At 62.5% G+C, this 15,781-nt stretch carries 11 protein-coding genes; all 11 read right to left on the bottom strand.

The features are described 5' to 3' along the window. Positions 1–15 precede the first annotated feature (15 nt). Positions 16–2,562, bottom strand: coding sequence for a VWA domain-containing protein (locus RWM61_RS12840; protein ID WP_314001332.1), 2,547 nt, complete (start codon positions 2,560–2,562; stop codon positions 16–18). Then, positions 2,546–4,609, bottom strand: coding sequence for a VWA domain-containing protein (locus tag RWM61_RS12835; RefSeq protein WP_314001330.1), 2,064 nt, complete (start codon positions 4,607–4,609; stop codon positions 2,546–2,548). Before RWM61_RS12835 ends, RWM61_RS12840 begins: the two co-directional genes overlap by 17 nt. Before the next feature lie 110 nt (positions 4,610–4,719). Then, entirely contained in the window at positions 4,720–5,745 is a 1,026-nt protein-coding gene (locus RWM61_RS12830) for a DUF58 domain-containing protein (protein ID WP_314001328.1), read from the bottom strand. Beyond that, the gene (locus tag RWM61_RS12825) at positions 5,742–6,731 is read right to left on the bottom strand and encodes an AAA family ATPase (protein WP_314001326.1); all 990 of its coding nucleotides are present in this window, start codon (positions 6,729–6,731) and stop codon (positions 5,742–5,744) included. The genes RWM61_RS12830 and RWM61_RS12825 overlap by 4 nt, the downstream gene beginning before the upstream one ends. 17 nt (positions 6,732–6,748) lie before the next feature. Next, positions 6,749–8,524, bottom strand: coding sequence for a hypothetical protein (locus RWM61_RS12820; protein ID WP_314001324.1), 1,776 nt, complete (start codon positions 8,522–8,524; stop codon positions 6,749–6,751). Positions 8,525–8,560: 36 nt separating this feature from the next. Beyond that, a complete protein-coding gene (locus RWM61_RS12815; RefSeq protein WP_314001322.1) occupies positions 8,561–9,487 on the bottom strand; it encodes an ABC transporter permease in 927 nt (308 codons plus the stop codon). Beyond that, positions 9,484–10,416, bottom strand: a complete 933-nt coding sequence (locus RWM61_RS12810) for an ABC transporter ATP-binding protein (protein ID WP_314001340.1) — start codon at positions 10,414–10,416, stop codon at positions 9,484–9,486. Before RWM61_RS12810 ends, RWM61_RS12815 begins: the two co-directional genes overlap by 4 nt. Positions 10,417–10,481: 65 nt before the next feature. After that, complete coding sequence (locus RWM61_RS12805; RefSeq protein WP_314001320.1) at positions 10,482–12,902, bottom strand: hypothetical protein; 2,421 nt, start codon at positions 12,900–12,902, stop codon at positions 10,482–10,484. Between the two features lie 205 nt (positions 12,903–13,107). After that, positions 13,108–13,419: a YbjQ family protein gene (locus RWM61_RS12800; protein ID WP_314001319.1), complete on the bottom strand. Its 312-nt coding sequence runs from the start codon at positions 13,417–13,419 to the stop codon at positions 13,108–13,110. 82 nt (positions 13,420–13,501) lie between these two features. Beyond that, a complete protein-coding gene (locus tag RWM61_RS12795) occupies positions 13,502–14,305 on the bottom strand; it encodes an undecaprenyl-diphosphate phosphatase (protein WP_314001317.1) in 804 nt (267 codons plus the stop codon). A 125-nt stretch (positions 14,306–14,430) separates the two neighbouring features. After that, positions 14,431–15,714, bottom strand: coding sequence for a hemolysin family protein (locus RWM61_RS12790; protein WP_314001338.1), 1,284 nt, complete (start codon positions 15,712–15,714; stop codon positions 14,431–14,433). Between the last annotated feature and the right edge of the window lie 67 nt (positions 15,715–15,781).

The following is a 15,781-nucleotide window of genomic DNA, read 5'->3' as shown; positions in this document are numbered from 1 at the left end:
CCGCCCCCAGGTGATCTATCGGCGCGGGCGCCAAATAGCTACCAGCCACCCCACCAGCGCCGCGATCAGCAGCGCCCGCGTGGAATCAACCCGTTCCCGGCTCGTCGCCGGCTTGCCGGCGAACGCCTCTTCCGGCCGCTCCGGCGATAGCACGCGGCCGCCGGTCGCTGCGGCGAGCCGCTCCAGCTTCTCGCGGCCGCCGCCATCGGTTAACCGGTACTCCGGCGAATAAGGGATGACGAAGCCGGCCGTCGTCCCGCCCGAAGCGGCTGCCGCCTCCTCGGTCAATCCGCCTCCGTCCGAGCCGCCGATATTCGCGATATACACGCCGGGCCCCGCAACAGTCATGCTAGCGCTGTAATCCCCCGGCGCATTGGGCACCGGCGCAAGCTCCGTCCGCTTGCCCGTGTCATCCGTCACAGCCGCCCGCAGGTTCGGCGCCGTCAAGCCGTCGCCGCCGCCCGCCTCGCGAATCGTCAGCTCCGCAACGCCGCCGTTCAATGCGGCGTCGATCTCATAAGGCTCGCTCGAGAACTGCGGGAACGTCCATTTTACCCATTCCGCAAAAACGTCCGGGAAAGCCGGCCATCCCGTCCAATCCTTCGCCCATCGGCCCGTCACGTCGCTCGTCCAGGCCACCGTCCGGCCGGAACCGTACTGCCAGCGGGCCAGAAGCGGATCGCCCATCGGCGTTACGAGCGCCGTCTCGGCGGTCGCTTTGGCGGACGTCGCGACATAAGCGTCGACCGCCGGCACGCCGGACGTGAGCCGGCGCGCCCAATCTCCGGCGGCTCCGATTTGCGGAACGAACCGCTTTTCAACGATATAGGTACGCGACATCATGACCGCCTCGCGGCTGAATATGGCCGGGATCGTGCTCGAATCGTTCGTAAAATAATACCGGCCCTTCGCTTCCTTCGCCAGCCTTTCCAATAAAGCCGTATCCGCGCCGTCACCGATCGCGACGGAGGACATCGTGATCCGGTTGTCGACCATATCGCCGGTCAGCGCCGAATAGCCTCCGCTGCCCGCGGACATGCCGTCCGTCAGCAAAATGATATGCTTGCGCTCGGCCTTGATGCTTTTCATCCGCGTCAACGCCGCGTTGACGGCAGGATAGATGTCGGTCCCTCCGCCGGATTGAATGCCCCGGATCGCACTCATGACCGAATCGCGTTCCGTGAGCTTGACCGGTTCCATCACCCACCAGGGCGCATCGTCGAATGCGACGACGCCGACCGTGTCCTTGTCGCGCATCAGCTCGACCGTGCGCAGCGCCGCCTCCTTGACGAGCTCCAAATTGCCGCCTTCCATGCTGCCCGACCGGTCGATGACCAGAATGAGTCCGAGCGACGGAATTTGCCGTTTGCCCTGAAGCGCCATCGATACCGGAAGCGCCCGCTCGACCGGCGTATTGAAGTAACCGCCGAGTCCGTAGCTGTCCTCCCCGCCTGTCATCATCAGGCCGATTCCGAGATCGCGGACAGCCGCCGCCAGATGGTTCATCGGCGCTTCCGCGATCCGCATCGCAGGCACGTTATTCAAAATAATGCTGTCATAACGCGCGTAGTCGGCGAACTCCAGCGGGAGCCTTTCCGGCTGCAGCACATCATACGGAATGAGGGACGCCTCCAGCGCGGATCGGATATTCACGGACGATCCGGACTTGCCTTCCACAACAAGCACCGCCGGAGGTCCGTCGATCCGGCTGAACGCATACGCGGTGTTGTTCTCGCTCCGCTCGTCCCCGTTCGCATACAGCTCGGCCCGGTAACGGTGAAACCCGGGAGCCGCGGCCACGCTTTGCAGCGCGAACCGGTTCTCCCCCCGCTCGACCACGACCGCTTCCCGCGCCTTCTCCGTATTGTCCTCGTATAACCGCAGCTCCGCCTCGCCGGCGAATGTGCTTGCAACGGTCAGCTCGAACGTAAACCGTTCGCCCTGCTTCAGGGCGGCGGGCACGTCAAGCGATTCGATTGCGGCATCGGGCCGCTCGGCGCGGGGCATCGGCACCACATCGACCGCAATGCCCCGTTCCTTGAGGCGTCGTCCTTGACGGAGCAAATCGCCGACGTTTTCTTCGCCGTCCGACAGCAGTACGACCCGCCCGCCGTTCTCCAGCAAACCGGAGCCGAGCTGCAGCCCGCCCGCGGCGTTGCTGAATGAATCGTTGACGCCGGCCCGCAGCGATACGCCGCTCTCGGCCGTTCCGGACAGCGAACGTTCGACGACGGCGTTCAATCCGAACGAAACGACCGCCGCCCGGTCATTTTCCTCCTTGGAGCCAATCGCCCGGTTTAACCAGTCGGCGAGCCGTTCGTCGGCATTCAAGCTTGCGGAGCGGTCCGCGACAAAAACGGTGTCCCGGCGGCTGTGCTCCATGTACGGCATGACGCCTGCGGCAATTGAAACGAGCAGCAGCAGAATGACGGCTCTTACGGTGACGGCCGCCGCCTTGCGCCCTCCCGTCAAGCGCAGCGTGGACGCCGCGATCCGCCACACGAATATGGCGCAAGGCAGGAGCAGGAGCAGCGCCCAGGGGCGTTCAACCAGCAGTCCCACGCCGGTACACCCCCCATTCGGCCGCCAGCAGCAGCAAAAGAAAACAAGCAATCCATGGAATAAGCGATTGCCGATCGACCGGCAATGCGGCGGATGCGCTATTCGTTGCGCCGCTGCCGTTCACGCCCTTTGACGGCCTGGAACCGGTGCCTGCCTTGTCTGCCGCGGCTTCACCGCCGGCAGTCCCTTCACCGCCGGCACCGTCTGCATCGCCTTCGCCGCCGGCCGAACCGCCTCCGTTTTTCGGCGCCGCCGAACCGATTTGCGTGAAAGGCGGCTTGTTCCAGGCGCCTTCCCCCGGTTCCGGCGTCACCGCCAGCAGCCGTGCGCCCAATACTGCGCCGCCGGCGTCTTTTTCGACAAAACGGTACAATCCCGGGACGGCGGGCGCGGTTTGTTCGGACGACAAGCCCCGCTCCGTCACATCCGCCGCGATCGCTCCTTCTCCCGCCGTTCCCGCCTCCACCGGCTCCCAGACTGCAGCCGCAGCCGATGTATGCAAGCGGACGTCGAACCGGGTTCCGGCAATTTGCCTGCCCAAATGCCCGGATGCGCCGCCGCTCATCCACTCGGCCGCTTGCGCGACCAGAATCGGAAATTCCGGCCTGAGCGGTAAATCCGAATCATGCAGGTCGAAAGCAAAAACAATTCCGGGCTTGCCCGACACCGCGCCGGCATAGATCGCCGGAACGCCTCCGTAGGTGACGATGGGATCGCCGAGCGCCCCGGCATCCGCCTTCACCAGACGGGAAATATGCAAGTCCTGAAATGTCAAATACCGGGTGACCGGATGATCCCTTACGCTCGCCCCGCTGCCGTTCGGCTCGGCCGCAACGGCGCCGGAAGGCGGGGAACCGGCCGACCGGATCCGCCACAGCGGCTTGTTCGCCAGGAGACGTTTCCATTCGCGGGAGTCCAATTCCTCCTCGTTCACGCCGTCGAGTACGATCCAGTCGATCTCTTCCTCCGCCCGGCCGGTGGGCTTGAAGCTTTCGGGATCGGCCTGGACGGTCCGGACGCCGGCCAACTGCAGCGCTTTATCCAGGAAAAGGTTGCCTTTGCCGACCAGCAGCACTCGGCGTTCCCCGTCCGTAACCGGAAAAGCGTAGGCCTTGTCGTCCGCCGCATACGCGTCGGGTATGTCGATATCGGCCCGGTAATAATCCGCTTCCGGCAAACGGTCCGCCGGATAGCTCCTCTGCTCGCCCGGACGCAGCGTGACGGACTTGTTGAACGGTCGGCCGAATTCCCTGCCGTCCTTATAGGCGGTTACGGTCAACGTTCCGGTCGCCGGCTCGGCTCCGTAATGAATGAGCGTCACCACGCCCGAGTAAGCGGTTCCGTTCGATAACGGCTTCACGCCGAAAGCGGCGACCGACACATTGCTCCGTCCGGTTTGAACGGGCACGATCCGCACCGGGTGGCCGGCCTGAAAAGACGCCGCTTCGGCGCCGGGCCAACGGCCGTCGGTAAACACGACGATCTCGCCGTCCCGCCCGTTCTTCAGCACGGCGTCGGCTAGCGACAGCGCCGCCGGACCGTCCGAGCTTCCGTAATTAAGCTTGAGCTCATTCACCGCCTCCAGCAGAGTATTTTTATCCGTTTCGTCCGCCAGCACGATATCCGGCTCTTCTCCTGCGGCGATCAGCGTCACGGGCTTGCCGGACGGCTGTTCGTTCAGCCACTGCCGGAAGGCGGCCTTGGCCTGCTCCCATGCGGTTCCGCCGCCGATTGCCGCGTCGCCCGCCATGCTTGCGGAAACGTCCAGCACCGCGGCAGCCGGCGCCGACGATGCCGCTGCTCCCTCCACATAGGGCTGCATCAGCGCAAAGGCGAGGAGAGCGGCGGCGAGAAGCTGCATCAGCAGCAGCAGCTGTCTGCGAAGCTTTTGCCAAGGGCGGTTCGCCTCCTGCTCGCGCAGCACCCGGCGCCATAGCAGGCCGCTGGAAATTTCGGTATCGACATACGTCCGTTTCAGCAAATACATGAGCGCGATCAACGGCAGCGATAATGCGTACCATGCCGATACGGCCGATTGAAATCCCATGCTCCGCCCTCCTTCCGATGCCTATTCGAGTCTGTCTTGCTATCTGCGGCTCAAGCGGGAACCGTTGCTCGGTCCAAAGCGGAGACATGCACCGAGCCTGCCGCCGCCCTCTACCCCTTAAGCAAGCCTTGCCCCAGCAGCGAGCGGACGACCGTCTCTTCAACCGGCCGCGACGTGTCCGCAAAAACATAGGCGAAGCCTCGCTTCGCGCACATCCGCCTGATTCCCGCGCAGTGCTCGTCCACCGCCGCCCGGTAGGCGCGCAGCACGCCGCCGGCGATTGCGACCTCCTTGCCGCTGCCCGTCTCGGAGTCGATCAGCTTGAGCTCGCCGGCGAGCTCGGGACGCAGCTCCTCCGGACCGAGCAGCTGGACGAATACGACATCCTGCCCGGCCGCCAGCAAGGCTTGAAGCGTCTCCTCGATTCCGGTTTCATAGAGTCCGTCCGTAAACAGCCAGGTTTGTCCGGAGCGGCGGGGCAGCGCCTCCGGCAGCGACAAAGCCTTCGACATGTCCAAGCCGCCGGCGGCCGGATGCGAATAACCGCCGCCGCTCGGGTCGAAGCGCGCCAGTTCCGCGAGAAAAGCAAACAACCGGCCGGCTGAGCCTCTGCCCCTTAACGAGGCAAACTTGCTCGCGATGCCTTCCGCAAAGCCGGTCGCGCCAACCCGGTCCTCGCCCGCCAGTCCAGCATAGCCGACGCAGGCGGCCAGCCGCAGCGCATAGGCCAGTTTGCTGCTCTCCGGAGCAAGCGGCGCTTCCGCTTCATCCGCACCGACGCCGCCAAAGCCCGCGGAAGCCCCGCCACCTGCCGCTAACCGCATCGACCGGGATACGTCCACATACATCGTGACCGTAATTTCTTGCTCATCCCAGAACTGCCGCACATAAGCCCGTCCCGTCCGGCCGTAAACGTTCCAATCCAGCCTGCGGATGTCGTCGCCCGGCGCATACGGCCGATAGTCCGCAAATTCCAGCGAGCTGCCGAGCGTGCGCGACCGCCTTTTCCCCTGCATCTTGCCGCGCACGCGGCTCTTCGCCGCAACGGTCATCCGCTCAACCTTGCGCAGCAGCGCGGGATCGGGAAACAGCCAATCGGCCGCCTTCCGCCCCCGAATCTCTTCGTCGGCTCTCATCGGCCCGACTCCACCGCCGACACGACCGCCCCGACGATGTCGTCGGGCCGGATGCCGGCCGCCTGGCCTTCGTAGCCGAGCACCAGTCGGTGCCGCAGCACCGGAAGCGCGACGGACCGTACATCCTGCCAGGAAACGTGCAGCTTGCCGGCCAGCAGCGCTTTTACCTTGGCTACTGCGATCAACGACTGAATGCCCCGCGGTCCGGAGCCGTAGCGGACATACCGGACAACCGGCTCGGGCGCGCCCGGCTCCTCGGGATGGGTGAGCATCAGCGTCTGCACCGCGAGATCGAGCACCTCGTCGGACACGAGCACTTCCTTCGCAAAGCGCTGCAAGGTCAGCAGCGTCCCGGCGTCCGCAACGCGCGACGCCTTGCTCTCTACCGGCGAGGTCGTCCGGCGCACGATCTCCTTCAGCTCGTCGCGGCTCGGATACGAAACCTCGATTTTCAGCAGGAAACGGTCGAGCTGCGCTTCCGGCAGCGGATAGGTCCCTTCCTGTTCAACCGAATTTTGCGTCGCCAATACGAAAAAAGGCTGCGGCAGCGCGTGCGTCTCGCCGCCGACCGTCACCGTTTTCTCCTGCATCGCTTCGAGCAGCGCGCTCTGCGTCTTCGGCGTCGCGCGGTTGATTTCGTCGGCCAGTACAAGGTTGCCGAACACCGGTCCCCGCTGAAAACGGTAAGAGGTTTGCCCCTGGAGGCCGAACTCGACGAGCTGCGTGCCGGTAATATCGGCCGGCATTAAATCCGGCGTGAACTGGATCCGGGAAAACGACAGATCCAGCGTGTCGGCGACCGTGCGGACCAGCAACGTTTTGCCCAAGCCCGGGATGCCCTCAAGCAGCGCATGCCCGCCTGCGATGATGCACCAGAGCAGCTGGTCCACCGTCTCCTGCTGGCCGACGATGACCTGCCCGATTTCCCGCCGGATCGTTTCGTAACGTCCGACGGCTTCTTCCACCTGCGCTTTCGATTCGATCATAACGTCCTCCCGAAGCTCTACCGATTAGGCTGGATTTCCTCAAAATAATTTCTTACCCGCTCCTGCATCGACTGCGGCAGCGGGCTCCTGTTCAACGACTGGCGGGCCTGTGCCTCATACTCGGAAAAAACGGCTTCGTACGATTGCGCGCCGCCGTCAACAGCGGGTGCCGTGCCGTCGTTTGAAATTTCCCCTCCGCTTGCGGGCCCGCCGTCTTTCTGTATATTTCCGCTTCCGGCCAGCGATCTCGGCGTCGTGACGAGCGTGCGGCCGCCTTGACCGAAGCCGGCTCCGCCTCCGCCCGTTCCGCTCCCTGAACCAACGCTGTTTCCGCCGCTTCCCTCGCTGCCTCCGCCCGAGCCGCTGCCTGCGCCTTCACCGCCCCCCGGGCCTGGGCCGCTGCCCGCACCTTGCCCGCTGCCGGTACCGGCACCCGAGCCCTGCCCGGAGCCAGACGAACCTTCCGCGCCCGCGTCTCCTGCGCCGTCACCGCCTTCCGAAGCGCCGCCCGCTTCACCGCCGGCCTGGCCGGCCGCGCCTCCTTCGCCGCTTGCGCCGTTCGCGCTGCCGTTCCATGCGGCAGCCGCACCACCGGCTCCCGCTTCCGCGCCGAGCCTCGCCGCCAGCGCGTCGCCGCTTTGGCCGAGCTGACCCGCCATCCGGCGGGCAAGCTTCTCCAGCTCGTCGGCGGTCAGCTCGGCGTCCAGCGCCCGCTCCAATCCGGCGAGCGCGTCATTCGCGCCATCACCTTGCTCCACCTGGCCGGCGGCTTGCTCGAGCGACTGCTCCAGCGGCTTCTCCGAACCTTCTTCGCCGCTGCTCGGCGCGCTTTGCGCCAGCTCGCGCAGCTGCTCGGCCAATGCCTGCTTTTGCTCCGGCGTCAGCTTCCGCACCTCGTCGCGCAGCTCATCCATGGCGCCGCGCAGCCCTTCCCGGTCGCCGCTTTCGAGCGCCTCCCCGAGCTTGCGGAGCAACTCGGGCCGCTGAACCTCCCGCGCCCAATTTTTGACCGCCTTCTCCCGTTCGGCAAGCTCGGCGGCGAGCCGGTCCATCTCCCGCATCGCCTCTTCGATCCGATCCAGCGTCCCGGAAGGATCGTCAAGCTTACCCAGCCGTTCGCGCAGCCGGTCCAACGACTCGCTCAGCGCCTCGGCCTGCTCGTTGTCAAGACCGTTTTCCTTCAACTTCGCTTCCGCTTCACGGGCCGCCTCGTCCAGCTTCACGGTCTCCCGCTTGGCCGCCGCGCGATCCGCGAGCACATCGTCCAGCGGATTCGGGAGGAGCAGCAGGACGGCGAGCGCGGCGCCGAGCAGCGCCGTTCCGCCGGCAAAGCTCCGGACGTTCCTCCAGCCCGGCCAAGGAATATGCTCCGCCAGCCGCGCGACGTAACGCTCCGCCAGAGCCGCAGCATCCTGCCGCTGCAAGCGCGCCACCGCGTTATCATCGTGCAGCAGGCCGAGAGCGGTTCCGACCGCGTCGTCCGTGCCGTCACGGTCCATCACCATAGCCGCCTCTCGGGCCGTTACGCCGCGCCGCACACCCGCCGAAGCGCCGGCCAGCAAGCCGGCCCCGATCAGAGCGGCGGCGTACCAACGAACGTTCGCGACGGGCCACAGCCGGGCTGCCGTCAGCAGCAGCACCGCCGCGCCGGCGCCGGATAACAGCCCGTAGGCGATCCGGCGAACGGTACGAAGAACCAGCAGCCGGCGCCGCACCGGCTTCAAAAGCTTCTTCCATTCGGCTATCCGCTTTGCGCCTTCCGTCGACCGATCCTCATTCGCTGCGCGGCCCATTCCCGTCCCTCCTTGCTCCCGCTTTCCCGGGCGCTGTCAACCCTTCTTGCCTTTTTTCTTCAACCGAGGCCGTATGTAGCGAATGGCCGTCAGCACCGCGGCTATGATCAACACGGAATAGATGATGAGGAATTCCTGCCACAGCTGGAGCGCCGGCTGCCGGCCCGGCGTGCCGCTGCCGTTCCAACGCATCCGAAACGCCGACCGCGTAATGTCCGGATCGAAAATGCTGTACAGCGCCGCTGCCGGATTCATCGCGAGCAGATGGCCGATCCATCCGTAACCGCCGCCGGCCGCGCCGCTCCCGCTCCGCGTCATTTGCTGCATCGTTTCCGAGAGGACCAGATACAGAAACGCGGTTCCGCCAAACAGGAACAGCGTAATGCCGTACGTTACGATGACCGCGAGCATCGTCCGCTTGAACAGCGTCGAGAACAGGATGCCGAACGAGCCTAGCGCCAGCATCGTAAACATGTAGAACAGGAACACCATGCCGACCTGTCCCGGGGAGATGCCGCCGAACAGAAACACGATGCTGTATACGGGCATCGTCGCGAGCGTAATCAGCACCATGAAGCTAAGCGACGACACGAGCTTGCTGATCACGATGCCGGCTGAGCTCTGCTGTGTCGTCAGCAGCAGGTTCAGCGTCTGCTTCTCGCGCTCGCCGCTGATGACGCCGGCCGTCAGGCCGGGCGCCATGAAGGCGATCAGCCCGAGCTGCACGAAGCTGATAAATATAAACATCATCCGGCTCTCTTCCGGATTGAACGCGTTCGCGCTGCTGCCGGACATCCGCGTGACATAGAGAAAACCCAGGGCGAGGAGGCCGATCGCAAGCAGGTAAAAAAACAGCGCCCACATCGAACGTGGGGTGCGCATCCTCAGCGTGAATTCCTTGCCGAGCACCGGATTGATCAGCTTCGACCGCCATTTGTCCGCAAAACCGGTCGTTTCGTTCATTCGCCGTCCCCGCCTCCTCTCGTAATTTCAAGAAACACGTCCTCCAGATTCGTCTGCGCCTCGCTGAACGAAATCATCCGAAATCCCCGTTCGATCAAGCTGTGCAGCAGCTCCGACTGCTCCTCGTTCTGGCCGCCGAAGTGGACATGAACGCCGCGCTCGTCGCGCATGACCCGGCTCACGAACGGCCGGTCGCGCAGGAACGCCTCCGCTTCCTCCTCGCCGCCCGCCAGCCGGATCTGAAGAATCCGCTTCACGCGCAGCCGGTTTTGGATGTCCTGCACATTCCCCTTCGCAACCATGCTCCCCTGCTCGATAACGCCGATCTCATCCACCATCTCCGCCAGCTCCGGCAGGATATGGGAGGAGATGATGATCGTTTTGCCCATCGACTTCAGTTCCTTCAGAATTTCGCGCATCTCGATCCGGGCGCGCGGGTCGAGGCCTGACGCGGGCTCGTCGAGAATGAGCAGCTCCGGATCGTGCACGAGGCAGCGGGCAAGACACAGACGCTGTTTCATGCCGCGCGAAAGCGTATCGACATAAGCGTCCTTCTTGTCGGACAGATTGACCAGCTCGAGAAGCTGCGGAATCAGCCGTTCCCTCTCCGCCTTCGGAATGCCGTAGCTGGCGCCGTAGAAATGCAGGTATTCCGTCGCCTTGAACTGATCGTATACGCCGAAGAAATCGGGCATATAGCCGATCAGCTTCCGCACCTCCTTCGGGTGCTCGGTGACGTCGTAGCCGCCTACCTTGGCCGTGCCCGATGTAGGCGCGAGCAGCGTAGCCAAAATCGACATCGTCGTGGACTTGCCGGCGCCGTTCGGGCCGACGAAGCCGAACACCGTGCCGCGCGGAATGACCAGGTCGATTGACTTCAGCGCGTGAAAGCCGCCGAACTGCTTGGACAGCCCGCGAATTTCGATCATCGGCGCTTCCGACGATGCCGGCGAGGCAATCGCCGCATCCGCATCCGTTCGTACAGTCGTCTCCATTACGGCTTCCCCTTCCCTTCCAGCCCCACGGTCGGCATAAACGTGCCTGCCTGGCTCGCGGTTTCCAGCCTCATCCGGATGGAACCGTTCACGGTCACGTAATTGTCAGCCGGATCGGCCGGCGTGAACGACGACGCGTTGGCGAAGTCGACCTGCTCCCAGCTTTGCTTCTTTTCATTCCAGACTGTCGTTTGTAGCTGGCCGTCCAATTGTCGGGAGCCGTACACCGTTAACGAATCGTAGGAGGCACGCCCGCCGGCCGGCAGCACGAACTCGAACTCCAGCAGTCCTTGGCCGAAATCGATCCGGCCGGACATCGGATCGTACGAATAACGCCGGGTTTTGTTGACCGTCAGCATCGGCGTTATGGTTCCCGGCGCAACGAAGCCGCCGCCGCTTTCCGCCGCATACAGATCGAGCGCTTGAGCCCAGAGCGTCAGATTATCCGTCCCGGCCCGCTTGCCGTTGATCGTAAACCATGCTTCCCGATCGGAACTGAAGCCGACCACATACGGCATCCGCATCGCCCCCGCGCGTTGACCGGCATTCATGAAGGAATTGAGCAGCCCCCGCTCTCGTGCATATATATCCCCATTATTGGACGGCCATGGGAATAGCTGGCCGCCGTAGTCGTAAAAACCGCCCAACCCGTTCGGGACGACGAGCGGAACCGTGGTCTTCGACGACTCCCCCTGCTTCAAGTTCTGCAGCTTAAAGGCCGTGCCGTTAAACAGCAGCCCGACGTTCGTCAGGTCGGCGCCTGTCTCGTTCTTGACGGTTACCGTCAGCTTCCCGGCTTTCAGTTCCGTGCCGATCGCGAACCGGCCCAGCTGTGCCGGCTTGTCGTAGCGCACCCACGTTTTGCGGACGGACCAGTAAGGCACCTCGTTCCAGACGACGCTCGTTTCGTCCGTACCGTCATGCACGGTCTGATAGGTCGGGTTCGCGGCTACGCTCCCCATAGCGCCGCGGCCGTCTTGAAACGGCAGCAGCGCGACACCCGGCTCGAACGCCGCCTCCACCCGTCCGCCTCCCGGCACGAAAACGGCGGCGGCGGCGGACCTTATGCCGTCGCCATCGCCGGACAGTTCCGCGATGCGCAGGCTGTGCGCGAGCGTCGCGCTTTTATCCGAAGCGCCCACCGTGAAAATAATGACGCTGCTTGCCAGCGACGCGAGCGGAACGATCCACCATGCCCATTCGCGCCGGTCGAGCTTGCGCAGCACCAGATACAGCACCGGCGCCACGATCAATATGTAAATAAAAAAGAAAACGATCAGCACATTTACCGACGGTGCCTGAATCGACGGGAATTCATTCAACAGGGAATCGATTTCCCACATATTGCCCCCCGGCGCAATGCCTGCCTGTACCGCGGTGCCCGGCATAACCGGCGTTAATGAACCGCCCAGCAAGCGGGCCCATAGATCGGGGCTGCCCGTCCAGGAAGCGAAAGGCTCGAGCGACGGGTCGAACGCGGCATACACCACCTGTCCGTTGCCGTACGAGCGGTTCGCCGCCAGCGCAAGCCCGCCGTCTGCGAGCGACACGTTGCCCGCGGCTAGCGTGCCTGCCGATAAGGTCACCGGGACGGTTAAATTCAGCGGCGTTTTCCCTCCCGCAAGCTGTACGAGGGCGGCCGCCGTCTTCAGGCTCGCGGTGCCTTCCTGCTTGACGGGCGCGAGATCCGCAAAGCCCTCGGCCGTCTTCGCATAGCCGGCGCCTCCGGCCACGATCAGCGTCCCCCCGCGTTGCACCCATGCGCGAACGGCCTCACGTTTCGATTCGCTCCAGCTTCCTGTCGGAACGTCGTTCAGCACAAGGAAGTCGAGGCCGTCCAGCTGAATCGACCGGTCCGGCAGATCGTCCTCCTTAATCGGCACAACGTTCAGATCATAGCCCTTCGTATTCAGAATCGGCATGAAATTAAGCGTATCCGGGTCACGGGCAACAACCCCGATGAGCGTGGCCTGGTCTGCAGGCGCCTCCACATAAGGGCGGTTCGATGTGAACGGCACCGTTGGGCCGCCCGGCGCTTTGCCCGTATGGAAGGCCAGCCGGTTATTGACTTTGTTGTAAGCCATCCCCGGTACGGTGAGCTCCAGCACCACCGGCGTCCCGGGCGGAAGCTCGGCCGGGACGGCATAGGCTACGTTGTAGCCGCCGTTCGAAAGCATCGCGGTAAAAGCCAGTTCTCCCTTCAAATCCCGCTCCGTCCTATTGGTCAGCGTGACCCGCAGCCTCGTCCATTTGCCGTCCTTCTGCTTGCCGTTAAAGCCCGCTTCGGCCTTGAACTCGATGCCTCCCGTCGCTGCCGCGGATGCCGGCGCGGCCAAGCCGTCCGCCGCGCCGATAGCGAGCAGCAGCACTGCGGCCCATAAGACGGAACACAACGTTCTTTGCGCTTCGTTGATGCCCACAGGCTTCCCCCTCTTTATCATTAATGAACCAATGTTAACGACGACGCAAGCCGCCGAAAAGTTTCGTCGCAATGCCTCCGGGCTTCCCTTATTTTAATAAGCCGGAATCATTGCTTCCGCGAAAAAAGAAGCGCCGAATCTGTCGCCAGTTCGCGCTCCCCGAAGTTCATCCGCTTTTCTTTTCCGAACGGCAATTCCCTGGCCCTTATACTCTTACGGCTGTGCCGCTGACCGCTACCATCAGCATGCCTTCCCGCACGACCTCGTAATCGATGTCGATGCCGACAACCGCATTGGCCCCCATGCGGCGCGCCTGGTCGATCATTTCGCCGATCGCGATGTCGCGCGCCTCCTTCAGCTTCGTTTCGTAGGAGCCGGAGCGTCCGCCGACGACGTCGGTAATGGACGCCAAAAAGTCCCGCACGATGTTGGCGCCCATAATCGCCTCGCCGTTCACGATGCCCATATAGTCCTGGATCGGTCTGCCTTCGATCGTCGGTGTCGTCGTAATCATCATTGTGCCATTCCTCCATAATCGTAATATCCGTCTAATACGCAAGCAGCGGTGAAAAGGATTCAACGCCGGCCTTTCCCTATGATCAATACATCACAAGGAAGTAGAAGGCGGCCGCCAGGACAAAGCGGTAAATCGCGAACCAGGTGAGGCTCAGACGCTTGATCAGGTTCAGGAACGTGACGACGGCGATCATGGCGACGATGAACGAAGTAGCAAGTCCGATCATGAATAACAAAAGATCGTCGCCGGTGAGAAAATCACGGCTTTGGTACAGGTCGATTCCCGTTGCTCCCAGCATGATGGGGACGGAGATCATAAACGTGAAATCCGCCGCCGCTTGCCGGCTCGTACCGAACAGCAGGCCGCCGGCCATCGTCGATCCCGACCGCGAAAAGCCCGGCCACAGCGCCAGGCACTGAAACAATCCGATGCCGAAGGCCTGCTTGTATGTGATGTCGTCCGAGTGCTCGGACGTAATTTTACGGTTAGCCTTCTCGGCGACGATCATGAGAACGCCGCCGATCACCAGACCGATCAGCACGGTAGAAGCGCCGAACAAATAATCTTTGATAAACCCGCTCAGGCTTATCCCCAAAATGCCTGCCGGCGCCATTGCGATAATCATATGTATCGCATTGAGCTTGTTTTTCCGCTTGAAGTCAAAGCGGAAAAAATCGTTCAGAATGCCCATGTACCTTTTCCAATACAGCACCAGCACCGCCAAAACCGCGCCCAGCTGCACGACGACCTCGAACGTTTTCGCAACATCGCCCTCAAAGCCGAGCAAATCCGCGGTCAGAATCATGTGCCCCGTCGAAGATACCGGCAGGAACTCCGTCAATCCCTCCACAATGCCCATAATGACTGCAATCAAATATTCTTCCAACCCGGCACTCTCCCATCCTCATCCGTGTAGTTCCTCTGGACCCCCCCTTATACGGTAAAGCATTTTTGCCGATTCGGCAACCTCTTGCCTGCAGTAGAAAAGAGCGATCCGCCCGCCGGCTCCGATTACGGCTCCTTCATGATTTCCACCTTGCGGATCCGGTGCTTTTCCATCTCCTTCACCGCGAATACCAGGTCCTCATGCTCGACCGTATCGCCTATTTTGACGTCCGGATTTTCGCTGTACAGCCATCCCCCGATCGTGTGGACACCGTCGTTCGGCAAATGCGTGCCCAATATTTCGTTCAGCTCCGAGAGCAGCACCTTGCCCTCTACCATGTAGCGTCCCGGCTCCACCATATCGATCGGCTTCTTCTCGTCCTTGTCGAACTCGTCGCGTATTTCCCCGACGATCTCCTCAAGAATATCCTCGATCGTGATAAGGCCGGACGTTCCTCCGTATTCGTCCAGCAGCAGCGCCATGTGCACCTGCTCCGCCTGCATTTTTCTCAGCAGCGACTTCACGGGCATCACGTCCGGAACCGTCAGGGCCGGCATCAGCAGCGAAGCGAAATCGAATTCGGGATTGTTGTCGTACTTCAGAAAAAATTTCTTCGTGTTGATGATTCCGGCAATGTTGTCCTTGCTGCCGCTGGCGACCGGAAAGCGCGTATACTGCTCCCGTTTGATGATTTTCAGATTGTCAGCCAGCGATTTGTCCGTATACAGGCATATCATGTCCGTGCGCGGCACCATGATTTCCCGGGCCAGCAAATCATCAAACGTAAAAATCCGGTTCACGTATCCGAGCTCGGTTTTGTTGATTTTGCCGCTCTCGTAGCTTTCGGATAAAATAATCCGGATTTCGTCCTCGGAATGCGCTTCCTCATGTTCCTTGGCCGGCCTCATGCCGAGCAGCCGCACCAGCCGGTTCGCGGACGAGTTCAGCAGCCAAATGAACGGATACATGATGCGGTTGAACCAGATGATCGGCACGGCGCACAGCAACGCGATCGGCTCCGCCTTGCGGATCGCCGCGCTCTTGGGCGCCAGCTCCCCGATAACGACATGCAGGTAGGTAACCGAAGTAAAGGCGATCAGAAAAGCAACCGGACCGGTCACTTGCTCAGGCATATCCAGCCGCTCAAACACCGGCTCAAGCAGCGCCTCGACCGTCGGTTCGCCGAGCCATCCCAAGCCAAGAGAAGTTATGGTGATTCCGAGCTGGCACGCAGACAGGTAGCCGTCCAGGTTGGCCGTTACCTTCTGCAGCGCCACCGCATTCTTGCGCCCCTCCAGCACGAGCTGATCTACCCGGCTTGGCCGGATCCGAATAACGGCAAATTCGGTTGCGACAAAAAATGCTGTGAACAAAATCAGAAGCACGATCATAAACAATTGCAAAGCCATGGTCATCGCCCTTTTCTTCATGGTATGTTTATGGCTTATTACCCGTCCCTTCCCGCTTATAACGGTT

The sequence above is a fragment of the uncultured Paenibacillus sp. genome (assembly GCF_963515335.1).
GTDB lineage: Bacteria > Bacillota > Bacilli > Paenibacillales > Paenibacillaceae > Paenibacillus_I.
Note: the sequence above shows the minus strand (reverse complement) of the source record. Positions and strands in the feature narration are given on the sequence as shown.